The organism is Bradyrhizobium sp. F1.13.3, assembly GCF_040548265.1.
Taxonomy (GTDB): domain Bacteria; phylum Pseudomonadota; class Alphaproteobacteria; order Rhizobiales; family Xanthobacteraceae; genus Bradyrhizobium.
Genome location: NZ_JBEPRI010000011.1, coordinates 69,109 through 86,031 on the forward strand (window position 1 = coordinate 69,109; position 16,923 = coordinate 86,031).

A 16,923-nucleotide genomic window follows, 5' to 3' on the forward strand; every position below is an offset into this window, starting at 1 on the left:
GCGCGTTACCGCATCAGCTTCTGGGCGTGCCGGTTGTCGGCGGTCGCATCCGCTTCCGACCAGGATTGCGGCTTGACCTTGTCGCCGGCGGCGAACTTCTGGAAGCCTTCGACCACGACCTTGTCGCCGGCCTTCAGGCCCTCGGTGACGAACCAGATTCCGTCCTGCACTGAGCCGGTGCGCACCGGCTGTACCGCGATGTGGTTGTCGTCCTTGACGACGAACACCTCGCTGCCGCCGCCGCCATTGCGCTGGATCGCCTGCTGCGGCACCGCGATCGCGTCGCTATCGAGGCCCTGGTCGATGCGGACGCGGACATACATGCCCGGCAGCAGCTCGCGCTTGGGATTACGGAACTCACCGCGCAAGGTCACCTGACCGGTATTGGCGTCGACCTTGGCATCCGAAAAAAGCAACTTGCCGTCGAGCGAGTAGAGAGTGTTGTCGTCGAGCACGAGATGCACCTTGGCGGCATCGGGCGCGATGCGCTCGAGATCGCCGCTCTCGAAGGCACGGCGGAGCTGGTTGAGCTCGTTCACCGACTGGGTGAAGTCGGCGTAGATCGGATCGAGCTGCTGAATGGTGGCCAGATTGGTTTCGTTCTGGACCGCGAGCGCGCCTTCGCTGACCAGGGCGGCACCGACGACGCCGTCGATCGGCGCGCGCACGGTGGCATAATCGAGATTGAGCTTGGCGCGCGCGAGATCGGCCTTGCGGCCCTCGACCTCGGCATGGGCCTGGCGTTCGGCGGCAATCGCCTTCTCGTTCTCGGCTTCGGGCGCCGCGCGCTGGCTGGTGAGCGTGGCGATGCGGCGCGCCTGCTGTTGGGCCTGCATCAACGCGGCCTCGGCCTTGGCGACCGCGGCGTCGTTGGCCATCACTTCGACCTCGAACGGACGCGGATCGATGCGGTACAGCGGATCGCCCGCCTTCACTTCGCTGCCTTGGCGGAACAGGCGCTCGACCACGATGCCGGACACGCGCGGCCGCACATCGGAGACGCGTGTCGGCGCAATGCGGCCCGGCAGCTCGCGCACCACGGCGCGCGGCTGCGGCTTGACGATGACGATGCTGACGTCGGGGTCGTTGGGCTGGGCGGCTGAAATGGCGGAGCTGGATTGGTCGCAGCCTGCCAACAGCGGCGTAAAGGCCGCGAGCATCATTGCAACGCATGCCGATCGCGCGCGAAGTCCTGACATGAAGTTAAGTGCCCCGATATTGTTGAAAACTGATCACGCGCCGCGGGACCCCGTTCTGGGTGATTCCGCGCGGCCGATGCCGCCAAAATAGAGGGGACTTGCTGCGACGCAACGCACGTTGCGGGCGGCCCAATGTCACACGGTCTAAGGTGCTGGGTTAACGAGGTTTTCTGCGCCTCACCCGATTGTGAGTCCGGTTCCACCGCCGCGTGCTGCGACGGAACATCGCAATTACCCCGCCGCCTTCATCCGGTAGTGGCTGACGCCCCACTCGGTTCCGTCGGCATAACCGAACAGGCCCGAGGTTGCGAGAAAGAACCAGCGCCAGCGTCGCATCCGCTGGGCGGTCTCCTCGCCATGGATGTTGCGCAAGGCCGCCTCGATCAAAGAGCGATGCACGTCGAAATTGGCGAGCCAGTCGTTGGCGGTGCGCTGATAATGCGTGCCGCTCCACAACCATTCCTTCTCGACCGTGAAGATATCGTCGAATTGCCTGACGAGGTGATGGCTCGGCATCAGCCCGCCGGTGAAGACGTGCTGCGCGATCCAGTCGTCGCGATCGGCCCGGTCGAACAGGTGAGAGCCGGAGCGATGGGCGACGATGTGCATGAAGAACCGTCCCTCCGGCGCCAGCCACGCGCGCAGGCGCGTCATCAGCTTGCGCCAGTTCATCACGCGCTCGAACATCTCGACCGACACGATGCGGTCGAATTGCCCGTCGGGCGCGAACACGTTGATGTCCGCCGTGACCACCCGCAGGTTGAGGAGACCGCGCTGCCGCGCCTCTTCCTCGATATGGGCACGCTGCGCCTGCGAGCTCGACACCGCCGTCACCTTCGCGTGCGGAAACTGCCGCGCCATCCACAGCGACAGCGAGCCCCAGCCGCAGCCGAGATCGAGGATGGTCTGACCGTCGGCGAGAGCGGCATGCTCGGCGGTCTGGCGCAACGCCTCCTCCTCGGCCTCCCGCAACGTGGTCGCGTCGGTCTTGTAGAAGCAGGACGAGTATTTGCGGTTGGGGCCGAGCACCTTCGCAAAGAACGAAGCGGGCACCTCGTCAGGCCCGGCATCCGCGTCCTCGGCGATCGGCCGCAGCATCATCCGCCCGGCGAAGGCGGCATCGTCGGCCCCGCCCAGCGCGGACAGGCGGGTCACCGTGCGCGAGCACAGACGCTGGATCGCCGCGCGGATCACGACATCAGGCAGCGGCACCCGTTCGGCAGTCCCGATGATCGCGGACACGACGCTCATGCGACGACTCCGTCTTGGGCGGCAGATCTTGGGCGGCCGGGGGAAAAGTGCGAACTGAACCTGTGGAATGCCGACGATTTGGAAAGTACGTCCTTACCAAAGCCCGGTTTCCGCTTTGGGTTCCCCAGCTCTCCCCGAAATCGGCGCATCCGGCGCTTTTTTTGGGCTGGCGCTGTGCCATAGTGCGCCCCGCAAGCAAGTTAACGGATGATACCGGCCATGCCGCCAGGCGCCTCGCCCCGCTCTTCCATCGACATCGAATATACCAAGCTATCCTCGCCCAGCGTCTTCCTGGTGCGGATGCTGGTCTTTCTGGTGCTCTGCGCTCTGGTGGGGGTGGTGCTCTACAAGCAGATCATCCAGGCCTTCTTCGCCAATCCCGGGCTCAATGCCCTGATCGGCGGCGTGCTGTTCATCGGCATCATCCTGGCCTTCCGCCAAGTGATCCGGCTGTATCCCGAAGTCTCCTGGGTCAACAATTTCCGCATCGCCGATCCCGGCCTTGCGCCCGCCCGCCACCCCAAGCTGCTGGCGCCGATGGCGATGATCCTCGGCGGCGAGCGCACCGGGCGGATGTCGATCACCCAGACCACCATGCGGCACCTGCTCGATTCGATCGCGACCCGCCTCGACGAGGCCCGCGACATCTCCCGCTACATGACCGGGCTGCTGGTCTTCCTCGGCCTGCTCGGCACTTTCTGGGGCCTGATCGAGACGGTCGGCTCGGTCGGCAAGGTGATCGATGGGCTCAAGGTCGGCGGCGATTCCGGCGCCCTGTTCGACACGCTGAAAGAGGGGCTGGCCGCCCCGCTCGGCGGCATGGGCATCTCGTTCTCGAGTTCGCTGTTCGGCCTCGCCGGCTCGCTGATCCTGGGCTTTCTCGACCTGCAATCAAGCCAGGCGCAGAACCGGTTCTACACCGATCTCGAAGACTGGCTTGCCACCACCGTGCGCGAATATGGCAGCGGCGAGGTGGCTGTCGCCGCCAGCAGCGGTGGCGGCGGCATTGCCAGCGGCGAGCTTCAGGCCGTCGTCGAGCGCTTGCGCTCCGTGCTCGAGGAAGGCAGCGGCAGCCGCGGCACCACCGCGGCGATGGCGAGCCTCGCCGAAGCCATCCAGGCGCTGGTCTCGCATATGCGGACCGAGCAGCAGATGATCCGCGAATGGGCCGACGGCCAGGGCGAGCAGAACCGCGAGATCCGGCGCCTGCTGGAGCGCATCGCGCGTCAGCCCGAGAAGGGTTAGCGACATGGCACTGGCGCGCGGCCGCCGCGGCGATACCTCCTTCAACTACTGGCCCGGCTTCGTCGACGCGCTGTCGACGCTGGTGCTGTCGATCGTGTTCCTGCTGTCGGTGTTCCTGGTCGTGCAGTTCTTCCTGTCACAGGAGGTCACCGGCAAGGACAAGGCGCTGGAGCTGCTCAACGCCAAGATCGCGCAGCTCAACGAGCTGCTGTCGCTGGAGAAGCTCGGCAAGCTGACGCTCGACGACCAGGTCTCGTCGCTGAAAGCCGGCCTCGCTTCGGCCGAGAGCGAGCGCGACCGCATCAAGGGCCTCTATGACGGGCTCGCCGCGGCCGGCAACGACGCGCAAGGCAAATCCTCCGAGCTCGGCAAGGCACTGGACTCCGAGAAGGCGGTTTCGGCCCGCGCGCTGGCGCAGATCGAGGTGCTGAACCAGCAGATCAGCGCGCTGCGGCGGCAATTGGCGGCGCTGGAAGAAGCGCTCGACGTCTCCGAGAAGCGCGACAAGGAATCGCAAAATCGAATTGCCGATCTGGGGTCTCGCTTGAATGTCGCCCTGGCGCAGCGCGTGCAGGAATTGTCGCGCTACCGCTCGGAATTCTTCGGCCGCCTGCGCGCCATCCTCGGCAACCGCCCCGACATCCGCATCGTCGGCGACCGCTTCGTATTCCAGTCCGAAGTGTTCTTCGACACCGGACAGGCGGTGCTGCTGCCCGAGGGCCGCGCCGAGCTCGACACTCTGGCGGCCGCCCTGATCGAGCTCGACAAGAAGATCCCGAACGAGATCCCCTGGGTGCTGCGCGTCGACGGCCATACCGATGTGCGCCCGGTCAACGGTCCGAACTTCAAATCGAACTGGGATCTCTCGGCCGCCCGCTCGATCTCCGTGGTGCAATATCTGGTCACGCTCGGCGTGCCGGCCCAGCGCCTCGTCGCCGCCGGCTTCGGCGAATTCCAGCCGCTCGACACCGCCAACACCGAGGAAGCCTACAAGCGCAACCGGCGCATCGAGCTGAAGCTGACGGAGCGGTAGTGTGAGGGTCGCGCGATACTCGCCACAACGTCATGGCCGGGCTTGTCCCGGCCATCCACGATCTTCGGTCTTAGCTGATGGAAAGGCGTGGATGCCCGGGCATAGGCGAGCGGAAGCGACGCCGTCCTTCGGACGGCTATGCCCGGGCATGACGACTTTCGTAAAATGACCGCCCTCCACCTCCGTCCCTACCGACCCGAGGACGAGGCCGCCTCGATTGACCTCTGGCATCGCACCTGGCAGCAGGCCTATCCGCAGATCGACTTCGCGGCACGCCTGGACTGGTGGCGCGAGCGCTGGCGTAGGGATCTGGTGCCGAAGGCCTCGATCGTGGTCGCGGAGCAGGACGGCGCGCTGACCGGCTTCGTCACCATCGACGGCGACGGCTATCTCGACCAGCTCGTGGTCGATCCCGCGCATTGGGGCACGGACGCGGCACGGCTGCTGGTCGATGAGGCCAAGCGCCTGTCACCAAGGGGCGTGACGCTGCTCGTCAACAAGGACAACAGCCGCGCCATCCGCTTCTACGAACGCAACGGCTTTGCCCATGCCGGCGACGAGGTGAATCCGACCTCGGGCCGGCCGGTGCTGAAGATGATGTGGCGGGCGTGACGCCCGTCACGTCGGGATCCCGGGACGTCAGCTAGTCGTTGTGCCCGGAAGTTGCGCCGGCAAGCGGATGGAGATGACCGATGAAACTGAGCGATCTGGCCAAGGGATCTTCGGTCCTGCTCGGCGTCATCGTCGCCGGATATGTCTCGACGAGCTACGTCGACCAGCGGTTGGCCACGCCGGTCAAGACGACGAGTGCTCCGACGAATGGCCTTGGGCCATCGGCCTGCGTTGATGAGGACGGGAGCTGGAAGAACTGGCCATGGCCGAATGTGCCGGCGCTATCGCCGAAGTGTCGATGATCGGCGCTGTTCGCCCACTCGCCGCGACGCGCTCTCGGCTCAGGCGGAGTTCAAGATTGAACTGCCACATTTCGGCTTGGCGGATCGCGCGCTGGCTGTATTCGCGAAGCCGGATCGACTCATCGATCGCTCGCCGCGCCCGCTCCAAAAGTTCGAGAGTTTCCTTGCTGTATGGCTGGGCCATGAGGCGCACTCCCGTTGAGGCGGGAGCGCAAATCATCTCTCAGGCACCGACGCCTACGGACGAGCCTTTGGCCGGCGATACCTGATTAGGCGCCACATCTGGGGGAACTGCAAGGTCCATCCACTCGGCTAAGGGGCGTGGGCTGACCTATCCGAAGTTGCGGAAGCCTACGATGAGCAATCCAAAATCTCCGCTGTCATTCCCCGCGAAGGCGGGGAATCCAGTACGCTGCGGCTTCTCGATTGCTCGCTACGGTCTCGGAGTACTGGATCGCCCGCCTTCGCGGGCGATGACATTGTGAGTGGGGCAGCAGTCCGAACGCCTCCGCCTCACGCCCCCTCGAACTGCAGCCTCGCCAATCTTGCATAAAGCCCGTTCGCGGCCACCAGCTCCGCATGCGTGCCCTGCTCGACGATCCGGCCCTGGTCCATCACCAGGATGCGGTCGCAGGACAAGACGGTGGCGAGGCGGTGCGCGATGACGAGGGTGGTGCGGTGGCGCATCAGCTCTTCCAGCGCGGTCTGCACCAGTGTCTCGCTTTCGGCGTCGAGCGCGGAGGTGGCTTCATCCAGCAGCAGCAGCGGCGCATCGCGCAGGATCGCACGCGCAATCGCGATGCGCTGGCGCTGGCCGCCGGACAGCGTCACGCCGCGCTCGCCGAGCGGGGTGTCGAAACCTTCGGGCAGGCGGCGGATGAATTCGGCGGCGTGCGCGAGCTCGGCCGCGCGCTCGACCTCGGCGTCGGTGGCATCGGGCCGGCCGAAGCGGATGTTGTCGCGGGCGCTTGCCGCGAACACGTTGGATTCCTGCGGCACCAGCGCGATGCGCGAACGGAATTCACGGGGATCGGCGGATTTGACCGGCACGCCGTCGAGCGAGATCGCGCCGCTGCGCGGATCGTAGAACCGCAACAGCAGATGAAAGATCGTGCTCTTGCCGGCGCCGGACGGACCGACGATCGCAACCTTCTCGCCGGGGCGCACGGTGAACGACACGGCATCGAGCACATTGACGTCGCGCCGCGCCGGATAGGCGAAGCTGACCTGGTCGAAGCCGACTTCGCCGCGCGCCGGCACCGGCAGCGCGCGCGGCGAGGCGGGCGCGGTGATGTCGGGCTGCACATGCAGGATCTCGAACAGGCGCTCGGCAGCGCCGGATGCCGCCGAGATCTCGCCCCAGACCTCGCTGAGCTGGCCGAGACCGGCCGCGGCGAAGGCCGCATAGAGCACGAACTGGCCGAGCCGGCCCGGCGTGATGGTGCCGGTCAGCACGTCGTGCGAGCCGATCCAGAGGATCGCGACCACGCTTGCGAACACGATGAAGATGATGATGGCGGTGAGCACGGCACGGGCCTGCGTGGACGTGCGCGCGGCCTCATAGGCCTGCTCCACCTCGCCGCCGAAGCGCCTCTCGGCGAGGCTCTCGCTGGTATAGGCCTGCACGGTTCGGATCGCACCGACCAGCTCGCTCGCATAGGCGGACGCCTCGGCCAGCGTGTCCTGCGCATTGCGCGACAGACGGCGCACCCAGCGCCCGAAGGCGACCAGCGGCAGCACGATCAGGGGAATGGCGAGCAGCACGAAGCCCGATAGCCGCGGGCTGGTGATCACCATCATCGCCGCGGCGCCGAAGAACATCATCAGGTTGCGTAGCGCGATCGAGACCGAGGCGCCGACGGAGGATTTGATCTGGGTGGTGTCGGCGGTGAGGCGCGATACCAGCTCGCCGCTGCGCGCGGAATCGAAGAAGGCCGGCGACAGCGACAGCAAATGGGCGAAGACGTCGCGCCTGAGATCGGCAACGATGCGCTCGCCGATCGTCATCACGAGGTAGTAGCGCGCGGCGCTCGCCAGCGCGAGCACGGCGACGACGGCGATCATCACCGAGAAGTAGCTGTTGATCAGCTCGATGCCTTCAGGCGTCAGGCCGAAATCGATCATCCTGCGCACCGCGACCGGCACCAGCAGCGTGGTCAGCGCCGCGATCGTCAGCGCGACGAAGGCCAGCGCCGCGCGGCCGCGATAGCGCGCGACATAGGGCGCAAGCGCCAGCAGCGGCCGCAGCTTCGCGCGGCTCTTCGCCGGCGCCTCGATCAGGTCGGCTTCGATCGACGGGGCTTCCGCGGGCCCGGTTTCAAGCCGTTCAACTGCGCTCATGAGATCCGACCAAAAGACAAAGAGAGGTGGTCCGCTCCAGATAGGCCGGGCGAGCGGGAGTGGCAAATCCGGGATGTCCCTTAGGGGGTCGCCCGGTCCCCTACCAAGGCCCTGCAATGGCTTGTTTTACAGGGCCTCGTGGGGTATAGACCGCGCCAAATCCGTCATTCGATAGCCACTCAAGTGAGGCGCCGGGGCGCCGAGGAATTGCCATGAAAGCCGAAATTCACCCGAACTATCATACGATTAAGGTCGTGATGACCGACGGAACCGAGTACCTGACCCGCTCCACCTGGGGCAAGGAAGGCGACACGCTGAACCTCGACATCGACCCCAAGTCGCACCCGGCCTGGACCGGCGGCAACGCCCAGCTGATGGATCGCGGCGGCCGCGTCTCGCGCTTCCAGAAGAAGTTTTCGGGCTTTCTCAAAAAGGATTGATCCGGCCGCAAGGCTGGAGACGAAAACGCCCCCGGAGAGCCGGGGGCGTTTTTTGTTTTTGGGGGATGCTCGTCATTGCGAGGAGCTCTTGCGACGAAGCAATCCAGACTGTCTCCGCGGAGGGATTTCTGGATTGCTTCGCTACGCTCGCAATGACAAGGGCTACCGCTCGAACGCCGCCTTCAGTGCGTTGAGATGCGGCACCAGCGGGTTGCCGATCGAGGAATGATCGACCGGCGGGGTGTGGATGGTGGTGTCAAGGCGGCGCACGCGGGTCTGGAGGCTCATCGAGCGATTGATCAAATCCTGGAGCTGCGACGGCAGCTTCTCGATGCTGTCGGTCGAGCCGGGATCGGCGGCGGAGAGCTTGACCTTGGTTTTTTCGCGGTTGGCTTGGCCGAGCGTCATCTCGCCTTCCTTCACCGCGCGGTGCAACAGCAGCCACGAAGCGAGCTGCATCAGGCGGGTGGTCAGGCGCATGCTCTCGGTCGCATAGGTGAGGCTGACGGCGCGATCGAGCGCCTTGGCTTCGGTGCGGCCGGCGCCATCGAGATAGGCGGCGGTCTCTTCGACCAGGTCCATGCCCTCGCGGAACAGGACGCCGAACGCCGCAGAATTGGTGAACCGCTCGCTGAGTTGAACGAGAGCGCCTTCGGCTTGCAAACGTTCCATGGTTAACGCCCCTTACGCAACTGTCTGACTGCCCGGCTTTGGCGCCGGCTTATGATGAACAAATCATTGCGCGGGCGGGACGCCGAGTCCAGTGACAAGCGCGGATATGGTTTCCGCGGGTCTTTGCTCGGAATTCAACCGCGGCGAGACGCAAAAAGGCAGAGCTGGGCGCAAAAAAAGAGCCGCCGGAAAACCGGCGGCTTTGAAAGTTGATAACAGGGAGGCGTCAAACAGAGTGGACAGGAGCCACTCGGTGTCCAAACGAGGACAGTTCCCAGTCATAAACTCGAAAGCTTAATGTGGAGTAAACGAGCGATTATTTTGAGGGTTCGTTAGCCATGTCGGTCAGTGGCCGAGTGGGGTGCGCGAACAAACTTCCGTCGCCCCGGCGAAGGCCGGGGCCCATAGCCACAGGGAAGGTCGTCGCGCGAGCCGGCAACTCCGAGTCTTCGTAAAACTGCTCGCCCGGCGTATGGGTCCCGGCCTCCGCCGGGACGACAGCTATTGTGTGGCTCTACGACTTGAACACGCTGTTGGCCGCATCGCGCGAGGCGCGCTTCTTTGTTGTGGCTTCTTCCAATCTTGCGATCTCGCCCTTGAGCAGCGCGATGCGATCGGTCAGTTCCTCCACTGACAAGAGTGAGAGATCCTGTCCGATGTCATGGCTGATCTTCTTGCGCAGACGGTCGTCGTCTTCCATCGCCATCCTTGTTCCTCCTGCGTTCGCATCACAAGCGGCTGAGGCGGTTGCCAGCCTGCATTGCGCTGGCTAAGCAATGGCCTCGTTCCATCCCGCACCTTTGCTCAAGGACACATCATGGACAAGCTGCCCGCGCAAATGACCGTGGTCGCCATCTCAAAACCCGGCGGACCGGAAGTGCTGGTGCCGGAACAACGGGCGCTGCCGCAGCCCGGTCCCGACGAGATCCTGGTCAAGGTGCAGGCCGCCGGCGTCAACCGGCCCGACGTCGCGCAGCGCTCCGGCGCCTATCCGCCACCGCAGGGCGCCAGCGACCTGCCCGGCCTCGAGATCGCGGGCGAAGTGGTGGCCGTCGGCAGCAACGCCAAGCGGCACAAGATCGGCGACAAGGTGATGTCGCTGGTCGCCGGTGGCGGCTATGCGCAGTACTGCATCGCCCAGGACGGTCAGGCGATGAGCGTGCCGCCGTCGCTGTCGATCAAGGAAGCCGGCGCACTGCCGGAAACGCTGATGACGGTTTGGCACAATGTGTTCGAGCGCGGCGGCTTGAAGTCCGGCGAGACGCTGCTGATCCATGGCGGCTCTTCCGGCATCGGCACCATGGCGATCCAGCTCGCAAAAGCGTTCGGCGCCAAGGTGATCGTCACCGTGGGATCGCAGGACAAGATCGATGCCTGCCTCAAGCTCGGCGCCGATCGTGCCATCAACTACAAGGACGAAGACTTCGTCGCCGTGGTCAAGGCGGAGACGAACAATGCCGGCGCCAATCTGATCCTCGACATGGTCGCCGGCGACTATGTCGATCGCAACTATGACGCCGCCGCACTCGACGGCCGCATTGTGCAGATCGCGACCCTCAACGGGCCCAAGGTCACCGTCAACATCGCCAAGGTGATGGTGAAGCGCCTGACCCATACCGGCTCAACGCTGCGCCCCCGTAGTAATGCGGACAAGGCGGCGATGGTGGCCGCGATCGAGGCGAAGGTGATGCCGCTTTTGCGCGAAGGCCGGGTCAAGCCGCTGATGGACAGCACTTTCCCGCTGGAAAAGGCATCCGACGCGCACCGGCGGATGGAAACCTCGGCACATATTGGCAAAATTGTGTTGGAGGTCTAGGCCAACGGCCCACAGGGCAAGCCGGAAACCCTTTGATTTTCCTTGCTTTCGTGGCATCTATCGCGACGCACCGAACCATCCTGTTCCGTTCGGAAAACGCCGTGCACCGAAGAGGCTGCACCGAAGAGTTTGCGTCGAACGCGGAGAACTGACCTTGCGTCTGATCAGGTGCCTCGCGCCCATAGCGCTGGGCCTCATGATTCTCGTCTGCGCGTTCCCGGCGCGCGCACTCGACGCTGTCAGCGTCCGCGGTGACGCGCCCGCGATCGACCTCACCGGCGTGCTCGAGCATCAGCGCAGCGACGCCGACCGCATCCAGGTCTCCACCGCGCCCGGTACCGACGGCATCGTCCGCCGCATCGAGGTGCGCGCCCGCGAAGGCGGCCAGAACTGGGTGGTGTTCGCGCTCGCCAACAACACCGACGACCAGCTCGACCGCCTGATCGTCGCCCCGCATTACCGCATCGTTTCCTCGGGGCTACTGTGGCCCGACCTCGGGCTGTCGCGCATCGCGACCATCACGCCCTCGACCGGCGACCGGCCGGAGCGGCAGGAGAGTCCGACCGCCGACGTCTTCCGCATCACCCTCGATCCCGGCGCCGTCGTCACCTTCGTCGCGGAGCTGCGCACAGACAAGCTGCCGCAGCTCTATCTGTGGGAGCCGGAATCCTACAAGGACAAGGTCAACTCGTTCACGCTGTACCAGGGCATCGTGATCGGCATCTCCGGCTTGCTGGCGCTGGTGCTGACCATCCTGTTCGTGGTCAAGGGCAGCATCATGTTCCCGGCCGCCGCGGCGCTGGCCTGGGCGGTGCTGGTCTATATCGGCGTCGATTTCGGCTTCTGGGGCAAGGTGCTCGACATGTCGAACAACGCCGAGCGCATCTGGCGCGCGGCGGGTGAGGCGATCCTGGCGGCGACGCTGCTGGTGTTCCTGTTCGCCTATCTCAATCTCAGTCGATGGCACGTGCGCTATTCCCACATCACGGTGGGCTGGCTCGCGTTCCTGGGTTCTCTCGTTGCGCTGGCCCTGTTCGACCCCGCGGTGGCCTCCGGCATCGCGCGCATCTCGCTGGTGCTGATTGCCTTCGCCGGCTTCGCGCTGATCGTCTATCTCTCCACCCACGGCTTCGACCGCGCGGTGCTGCTGATCCCGACCTGGTTCCTGCTGGTGGTCTGGGTGGTCGCGGCCGGCATGACGGTCGCAGGCTCCGTCACCAACGACATCGTCGGCCCCGCCCTGCTCGGCGGCCTCGTGCTGATCGTGATGCTGATCGGCTTCACGGTGATGCAGCATGCGTTCGCGGGCGGCGGCGCCACCACCGGCGTCGTCTCCGACATCGAGCGCCGCGCGCTGGCGCTGGCCGGGTCCGGCGATTTGATCTGGGACTGGGACGTTTCCGCCGACAAGGTCTTCACCAGTCCCGAGACCGAGGCCCTGCTCGGCCTCAAGCGCGGCACGCTGGAAGGCCCGGCCGCCTCCTGGCTGGAAGTGCTGCACCCGCTCGACCAGGACCGTTTCCGCGCCGCGCTCGACAGCGTGCTCGACCAGCGCCGCGGCCGCCTGGTGCAGGATTTCCGCCTGCGCACGCCGGACGGTCACTTCATGTGGTTCGCGCTGAAGGCGCGCCCGGTGGTCGGCTCCGACGGCGAGGTCTCGCGCGTGGTCGGCACGCTCACCGACGTCACCGAGCTGCGCAACGCCGAGGAGCGCCTGCTGCACGATTCCGTGCATGACAATCTCACCGGCCTGCCCAACCGCAAGCTGTTCATGGACCGGCTCGGCGCCGTCGCGCATTTCGCCAAGACCATGCCGACGCTGCGGCCGACGCTGATGGTGATCGACCTCGACCGCTTCAAGCAGGTCAACGATTCCGTCGGCATCGCGGTCGGCGATTCCATCCTGCTGACGCTGGCCCGCCGCCTCACCCGCATCCTGAAGCCGCAGGATACGCTGGCGCGGCTTGCGGGCGACCAGTTCGGGCTGATCCTGCTCTCGGAGCAGGACCCCGCCCGCATCACCGCCTTCGCCGAGACGATCCGCAAGACCATCCGCGCGCCGATCGCCTTCAACGAACGCGAGATCTTTCTCACGGCATCGATCGGTCTCGCTTTGTCCGATCCGCAAGTTCAGCTCACGGACGAGATCATCAAGGACGCCGAGCTTGCGATGTATCACTCCAAGCGCATCGGCGGCGACCGCATCGACGTTTACAAGTCCGCGATGCGCGCGCGAAAAACCGACCGGCTGACGCTGGAGAGCGAACTGCGCCGTGCCATCGAGCGGCAGGAGCTCACGATCCTGTATCAGCCGATCGTGCGGCTCGAAGACCGTTCGGTCGCCGGCTTCGAGGCGCTGGTGCGCTGGGATCATCCCAAGCTCGGACGCATGGCGCCGTCGGAATTCATCACCATCGCGGAAGAGACCGGCCTGATCATCGACCTCGGCATGTTCGTGCTCGACCAGACCGCCAAGCAGCTCTCGATCTGGCAGCGCGCGATGCGCTCGCGCGAGCCGATCTTCGCATCGGTCAACGTCTCCTCGCGGCAATTGCTGCGCCATGATCTGATCCACGACATCCGCACCGTGCTGTCGCGCTCGTCGGTCGCGCGCGGCACGCTGAAGCTGGAACTGACGGAATCGCTGGTGATGGAGAATCCGGAGCACGCGGCGCAGATGCTGACGCGGATCCGCGAACTCGGCACCGGGCTGTCACTCGACGATTTCGGCACCGGCCATTCGTCGCTGGCCTATCTGCAGCGCTTCCCGTTCGACACCATCAAGATCGACCAGTCCTTCGTGCGCACCACCAACCGCGGCACCCGCCCGGTGATCCTGAAGTCCATCATCGCGCTCGCGCACGACCTCGGCATGGACGTGGTCGCCGAAGGCGCCGAGACCGATTCCGACGCGGTCGAGCTCTACCAGATGGGCTGCGAGTACGCGCAAGGGTTTGCCTTCGGCGAACCCATGGACGCCGACGCCGCGATGCGCCTGCTCACGGAAGTCCGTCTGGAAGCGGCGAGCTAACTTCCCCTTCGTCTCACCCAGGCCTGCGCCGGTCGCTCTTCAGCTTCGTGAACCGCACGCTCGCACCGTCCGGCATCCGCATCGCCTTGAAACCCGCGGCGAGGCAGGCTTCGCGCTGCGGCATCTGGATGTCCGGGCTGCGCAGGCTGTCCCACCATGAGGCACGATTGGCCGCGCGCGGCAGGGCCGCGCCGATGATCTCTTCGATCTGTTCATAGGTCAGCACGAATTCCGCCTGCTTCTGCCGCATCAGATAATCGCGCAACGCGTCGTAGTCGTTCACCGCTGTCCTCTTCGCTGGTCGAAGGCCCGCTTTGCCCAAAAACGTGAGCCGCGGAAACCAATTTTTAACTCATTCCGGCAGCGCCGTCCCGGCTTAAACACTACTCAAGCTTTCGGGCGCATTCACTGGTGTCGGGAGCAAACGATGTTGTCTCGATGGCGCGACGTCACGGCCCGCCGGCCATGGCGGCTTTCGGCGAAGCTGCTGATCATCTCGTCCGTGGTGACGGTGATCGGCTTTTCCGCCATTTGCGTCAACGTCATGCTGGACATGCGCCGCGGCGAGGAGGCGCTCGCCCGCCAGACGCTGGAAAACCTGGCGACGACCATCGAGTCCGACGTCAGCCGCAACATCGAGATCTACGATCTGGCCCTCAAGGCGGTCGCCAGCAACATGCTGCTGCCGGAAATCGCCACGGTCTCCAAGCCGATCCGTCACCTCATCCTGTTCGACCATGCGACCACGGCGAGGCATTTCGGCGCGATCCAGGTGTTCGACGCCGACGGCCGGCTGACCATCGACGCCTCGACGCTTGATCCCGTTGCCGAGAACCGGAGCGACGAGGATTACTTCAAGGCCCATCGCGACAATCCGCAAGCCGGGCTCTTCATCAGCCGGCCGATGCTGTTCCGCGGCGCCTATTCGATCGTGCTGAGCCGGCGCATCAGCGACACCGACGGCGGCTTCCTCGGCGTCGTCGCCGGATCGATCCGCTTCAGCTATTTCCACGAATTGTTCGAGCGGCTGAGCCTCGATCCGGACGACACCATCACCGTGCTCAAGCGCGACCGTACCGTCATGATGCGGCGGCCGTTTGATCTCGACGTGATCGGCACGAATCTGGCCGCCCGGCCGGTCTGGAAGGCCGAAAATCTGAAGATCGGCGGCGCATTCGCCGGACAGGGGCCGATCGACGGCACGCCGCGGCTCTATGTCCGCAGCAGTGGGACCGGCCCGCTATTCGTGGTCGCAGGCAAGCCCCTGAAGGCCGTGTTCGAGCTCTGGCAGAGGGAAGCCTATCGCATCGGCGCCGTGGTCCTGGCGCTCAGCCTGTTCATGCTGGACGCTGGTGCTCGCGCGCGAGATCGGCCGGCGCGCCGAGGCCGAGCGCAAGCTCGAGGAGATGGCGACGACCGACGCGCTCACCGGCCTGAAGAACCGCCGCAAGTTCGACCAGGTGATCGACGTCGAATGGCGCCGCGCGATGCGGCAGCAGACGCCGATCGCGCTCTTGATGATCGATGCTGATCACTTCAAGGCCTACAACGACACGTTCGGCCACCAGGCCGGCGATCAGGTGCTGGTCGGCATCGCCATCTGCATTTCCGACTCGGTGAGCCGCGCCGGCGACTGCGCCGCGCGCTATGGCGGCGAGGAATTCGCCGTGCTGCTGCCGGGCACCTCGGTCACGGACGCCCTCGATGTCGCCGAGAAGATCCGCACCAAGGTGCAGGGATGGTCCGACGACCACACGAGCTCGACGGTGTCCTGCGGCATCGCGAGCCTCGTTCCCACCACCGGCATGGACTGGCCGCTGCTGGTCGCCGCCGCCGACAAGGCGCTCTACGCAGCAAAAGCCGGCGGCCGCAATCAGTCGGTGGTCGCGAGCCTGCCGAAGCTTTCGCTGGTGGCTTGAGGGATTGTGCCCTCGGTGTCGTCCCGGCGAAGGCCGGGACCCATAACCACAAGGCATAGTTTAGCGAAGACCCGTCGTTCGGTACTGCCACCGGCCGCAACCGATGGATCACGCGGTATGGGTCCCGGCCTTCGCCGGGACGACTGCAATCACTACTGCCCCAGATACTTCTTCATCTCCGCGATCAGCCCGTCACGCAACTCGGGACGCTTCAGGCCGTAGGCGATGTTGGCGCGGAGGAAGCCGGGCTTGGAGCCGCAATCGTGGCGCTCGCCTTCGAACTCGACGCCGTAGAATTTTTGCGATCTGGCGAGGCCGATCATGGCGTCGGTGAGCTGGATCTCGCCGCCGGCGCCGCGCTCCTGCGTCTCCAGGATCTTGAAGATCTCCGGCTGCAGGATGTAGCGGCCGGTGATCGAAAGGTTCGAGGGCGCGGTGCCCTTGGCCGGCTTCTCGACCATGCCGTCGACCTCGAACATCTTGCCGGTGCGTTTGCCGACGCCGCAGATGCCGTATTGATGGGTCAGATGGTCGGGCACCGGCTCGACCGCGATGACGTTGGATTTTTCGCCGAGCTTGCTGGCGGTGTCGATCATCTGCTTCAGGCAGCCGGGCGAATTGAGCACGAGTTCGTCGGGCAGCACCACCGCGAACGGTTCGTTGCCGACGATGTCGCGCGCGCACCAGACCGCGTGGCCGAGGCCGAGCGGCGCCTGCTGGCGGGTGAAGCTGACGGCGCCGGCTTCGGGCTGGTTCTGCGCCAGAACGTCCTGCTCGGTCTTCTTGCCGCGCGCGGCCAGCGTCGCATCGAGCTCGAACATCCGGTCGAAATGATCTTCGATGACACTTTTGTTGCGGCCGGTGACGAAGATGAAGTGCTCGATGCCGGCTTCCCTGGCCTCGTCATAGACGTACTGGATCAGCGGCTTGTCGACGATCGTCAGCATTTCCTTCGGCATCGCCTTGGTGGCGGGCAGGACGCGGGTGCCGAGGCCGGCAACGGGAAATACGGCTTTGCGGATTTTCATGGGATTGATCGAATACCTGAGGAACACGTGAAGGG

14 protein-coding genes and 1 pseudogene are annotated in these 16,923 nt (G+C 65.3%); 8 read left to right on the forward strand and 7 right to left on the reverse strand.

The window, feature by feature from the left end:
- Positions 1 to 5: 5 nt before the first annotated feature.
- Complete coding sequence (locus ABIB66_RS26935; RefSeq protein WP_354256191.1) at positions 6 to 1,199, reverse strand: efflux RND transporter periplasmic adaptor subunit; 1,194 nt, start codon at positions 1,197 to 1,199, stop codon at positions 6 to 8.
- 231 nt (positions 1,200 to 1,430) lie between these two features.
- Positions 1,431 to 2,450 (reverse strand): SAM-dependent methyltransferase, encoded by a 1,020-nt coding sequence (locus ABIB66_RS26940; RefSeq protein ID WP_354209436.1) that lies wholly within the window; start codon positions 2,448 to 2,450, stop codon positions 1,431 to 1,433.
- 219 nt (positions 2,451 to 2,669) lie between these two features.
- Between ABIB66_RS26940 and ABIB66_RS26945 the strand changes: the two genes are divergently transcribed.
- From ABIB66_RS26945 to ABIB66_RS26960, 4 genes are all read left to right on the forward strand, one after another.
- Positions 2,670 to 3,695, forward strand: coding sequence for a flagellar motor protein MotA (locus ABIB66_RS26945; protein ID WP_354209437.1), 1,026 nt, complete (start codon positions 2,670 to 2,672; stop codon positions 3,693 to 3,695).
- A gap of 4 nt (positions 3,696 to 3,699) precedes the next feature.
- Positions 3,700 to 4,728 (forward strand): peptidoglycan -binding protein, encoded by a 1,029-nt coding sequence (locus ABIB66_RS26950; RefSeq protein WP_354209438.1) that lies wholly within the window; start codon positions 3,700 to 3,702, stop codon positions 4,726 to 4,728.
- 165 nt (positions 4,729 to 4,893) lie between these two features.
- Positions 4,894 to 5,340 carry a GNAT family N-acetyltransferase gene (locus tag ABIB66_RS26955; RefSeq protein WP_354209439.1) on the forward strand — a complete coding sequence of 149 codons (447 nt, stop codon included), beginning with the start codon at positions 4,894 to 4,896 and terminating at the stop codon, positions 5,338 to 5,340.
- A gap of 80 nt (positions 5,341 to 5,420) precedes the next feature.
- Complete coding sequence (locus tag ABIB66_RS26960) at positions 5,421 to 5,642, forward strand: hypothetical protein (protein WP_027570257.1); 222 nt, start codon at positions 5,421 to 5,423, stop codon at positions 5,640 to 5,642.
- 513 nt (positions 5,643 to 6,155) lie between these two features.
- Here ABIB66_RS26960 and ABIB66_RS26965 read toward each other — a convergent pair.
- The gene (locus ABIB66_RS26965; RefSeq protein WP_354209440.1) at positions 6,156 to 7,982 is read right to left on the reverse strand and encodes an ABC transporter ATP-binding protein/permease; all 1,827 of its coding nucleotides are present in this window, start codon (positions 7,980 to 7,982) and stop codon (positions 6,156 to 6,158) included.
- A 212-nt stretch (positions 7,983 to 8,194) separates the two neighbouring features.
- On the opposite strand from ABIB66_RS26965, the gene rpmE reads away from it, so the two are divergent.
- Positions 8,195 to 8,422 (forward strand): 50S ribosomal protein L31, encoded by a 228-nt coding sequence (gene rpmE / locus ABIB66_RS26970; protein WP_007599895.1) that lies wholly within the window; start codon positions 8,195 to 8,197, stop codon positions 8,420 to 8,422.
- Positions 8,423 to 8,584: 162 nt separating this feature from the next.
- Here the strand turns inward: rpmE and rcdA are convergent, their stop codons facing one another.
- Both rcdA and ABIB66_RS26980 read right to left on the reverse strand, forming a co-directional pair.
- Positions 8,585 to 9,094 (reverse strand): protease adaptor protein RcdA, encoded by a 510-nt coding sequence (rcdA, locus tag ABIB66_RS26975; RefSeq protein ID WP_354209441.1) that lies wholly within the window; start codon positions 9,092 to 9,094, stop codon positions 8,585 to 8,587.
- Positions 9,095 to 9,608: 514 nt separating this feature from the next.
- The gene (locus ABIB66_RS26980; RefSeq protein ID WP_354209442.1) at positions 9,609 to 9,800 is read right to left on the reverse strand and encodes a DUF1192 domain-containing protein; all 192 of its coding nucleotides are present in this window, start codon (positions 9,798 to 9,800) and stop codon (positions 9,609 to 9,611) included.
- A 111-nt stretch (positions 9,801 to 9,911) separates the two neighbouring features.
- Here ABIB66_RS26980 and ABIB66_RS26985 point away from each other — a divergent pair, with 111 nt between their 5' ends.
- Positions 9,912 to 10,910, forward strand: a complete 999-nt coding sequence (locus ABIB66_RS26985; protein WP_354209443.1) for an NAD(P)H-quinone oxidoreductase — start codon at positions 9,912 to 9,914, stop codon at positions 10,908 to 10,910.
- Positions 10,911 to 11,064: 154 nt separating this feature from the next.
- Entirely contained in the window at positions 11,065 to 13,941 is a 2,877-nt protein-coding gene (locus ABIB66_RS26990) for an EAL domain-containing protein (protein WP_275172242.1), read from the forward strand.
- Between the two features lie 13 nt (positions 13,942 to 13,954).
- Here the strand turns inward: ABIB66_RS26990 and ABIB66_RS26995 are convergent, their stop codons facing one another.
- On the reverse strand, positions 13,955 to 14,224 hold the full coding sequence (locus ABIB66_RS26995) for a DUF7662 domain-containing protein (RefSeq protein ID WP_018454627.1): 270 nt from the start codon (positions 14,222 to 14,224) through the stop codon (positions 13,955 to 13,957).
- Between the two features lie 144 nt (positions 14,225 to 14,368).
- On the opposite strand from ABIB66_RS26995, the pseudogene ABIB66_RS27000 reads away from it, so the two are divergent.
- Positions 14,369 to 15,860, forward strand: a pseudogene (locus ABIB66_RS27000) (sensor domain-containing diguanylate cyclase).
- Positions 15,861 to 16,012: 152 nt separating this feature from the next.
- On the opposite strand, the gene ABIB66_RS27005 reads toward ABIB66_RS27000, so the two are convergent.
- Positions 16,013 to 16,888 (reverse strand): UTP--glucose-1-phosphate uridylyltransferase, encoded by an 876-nt coding sequence (locus ABIB66_RS27005; RefSeq protein WP_007599884.1) that lies wholly within the window; start codon positions 16,886 to 16,888, stop codon positions 16,013 to 16,015.
- Between the last annotated feature and the right edge of the window lie 35 nt (positions 16,889 to 16,923).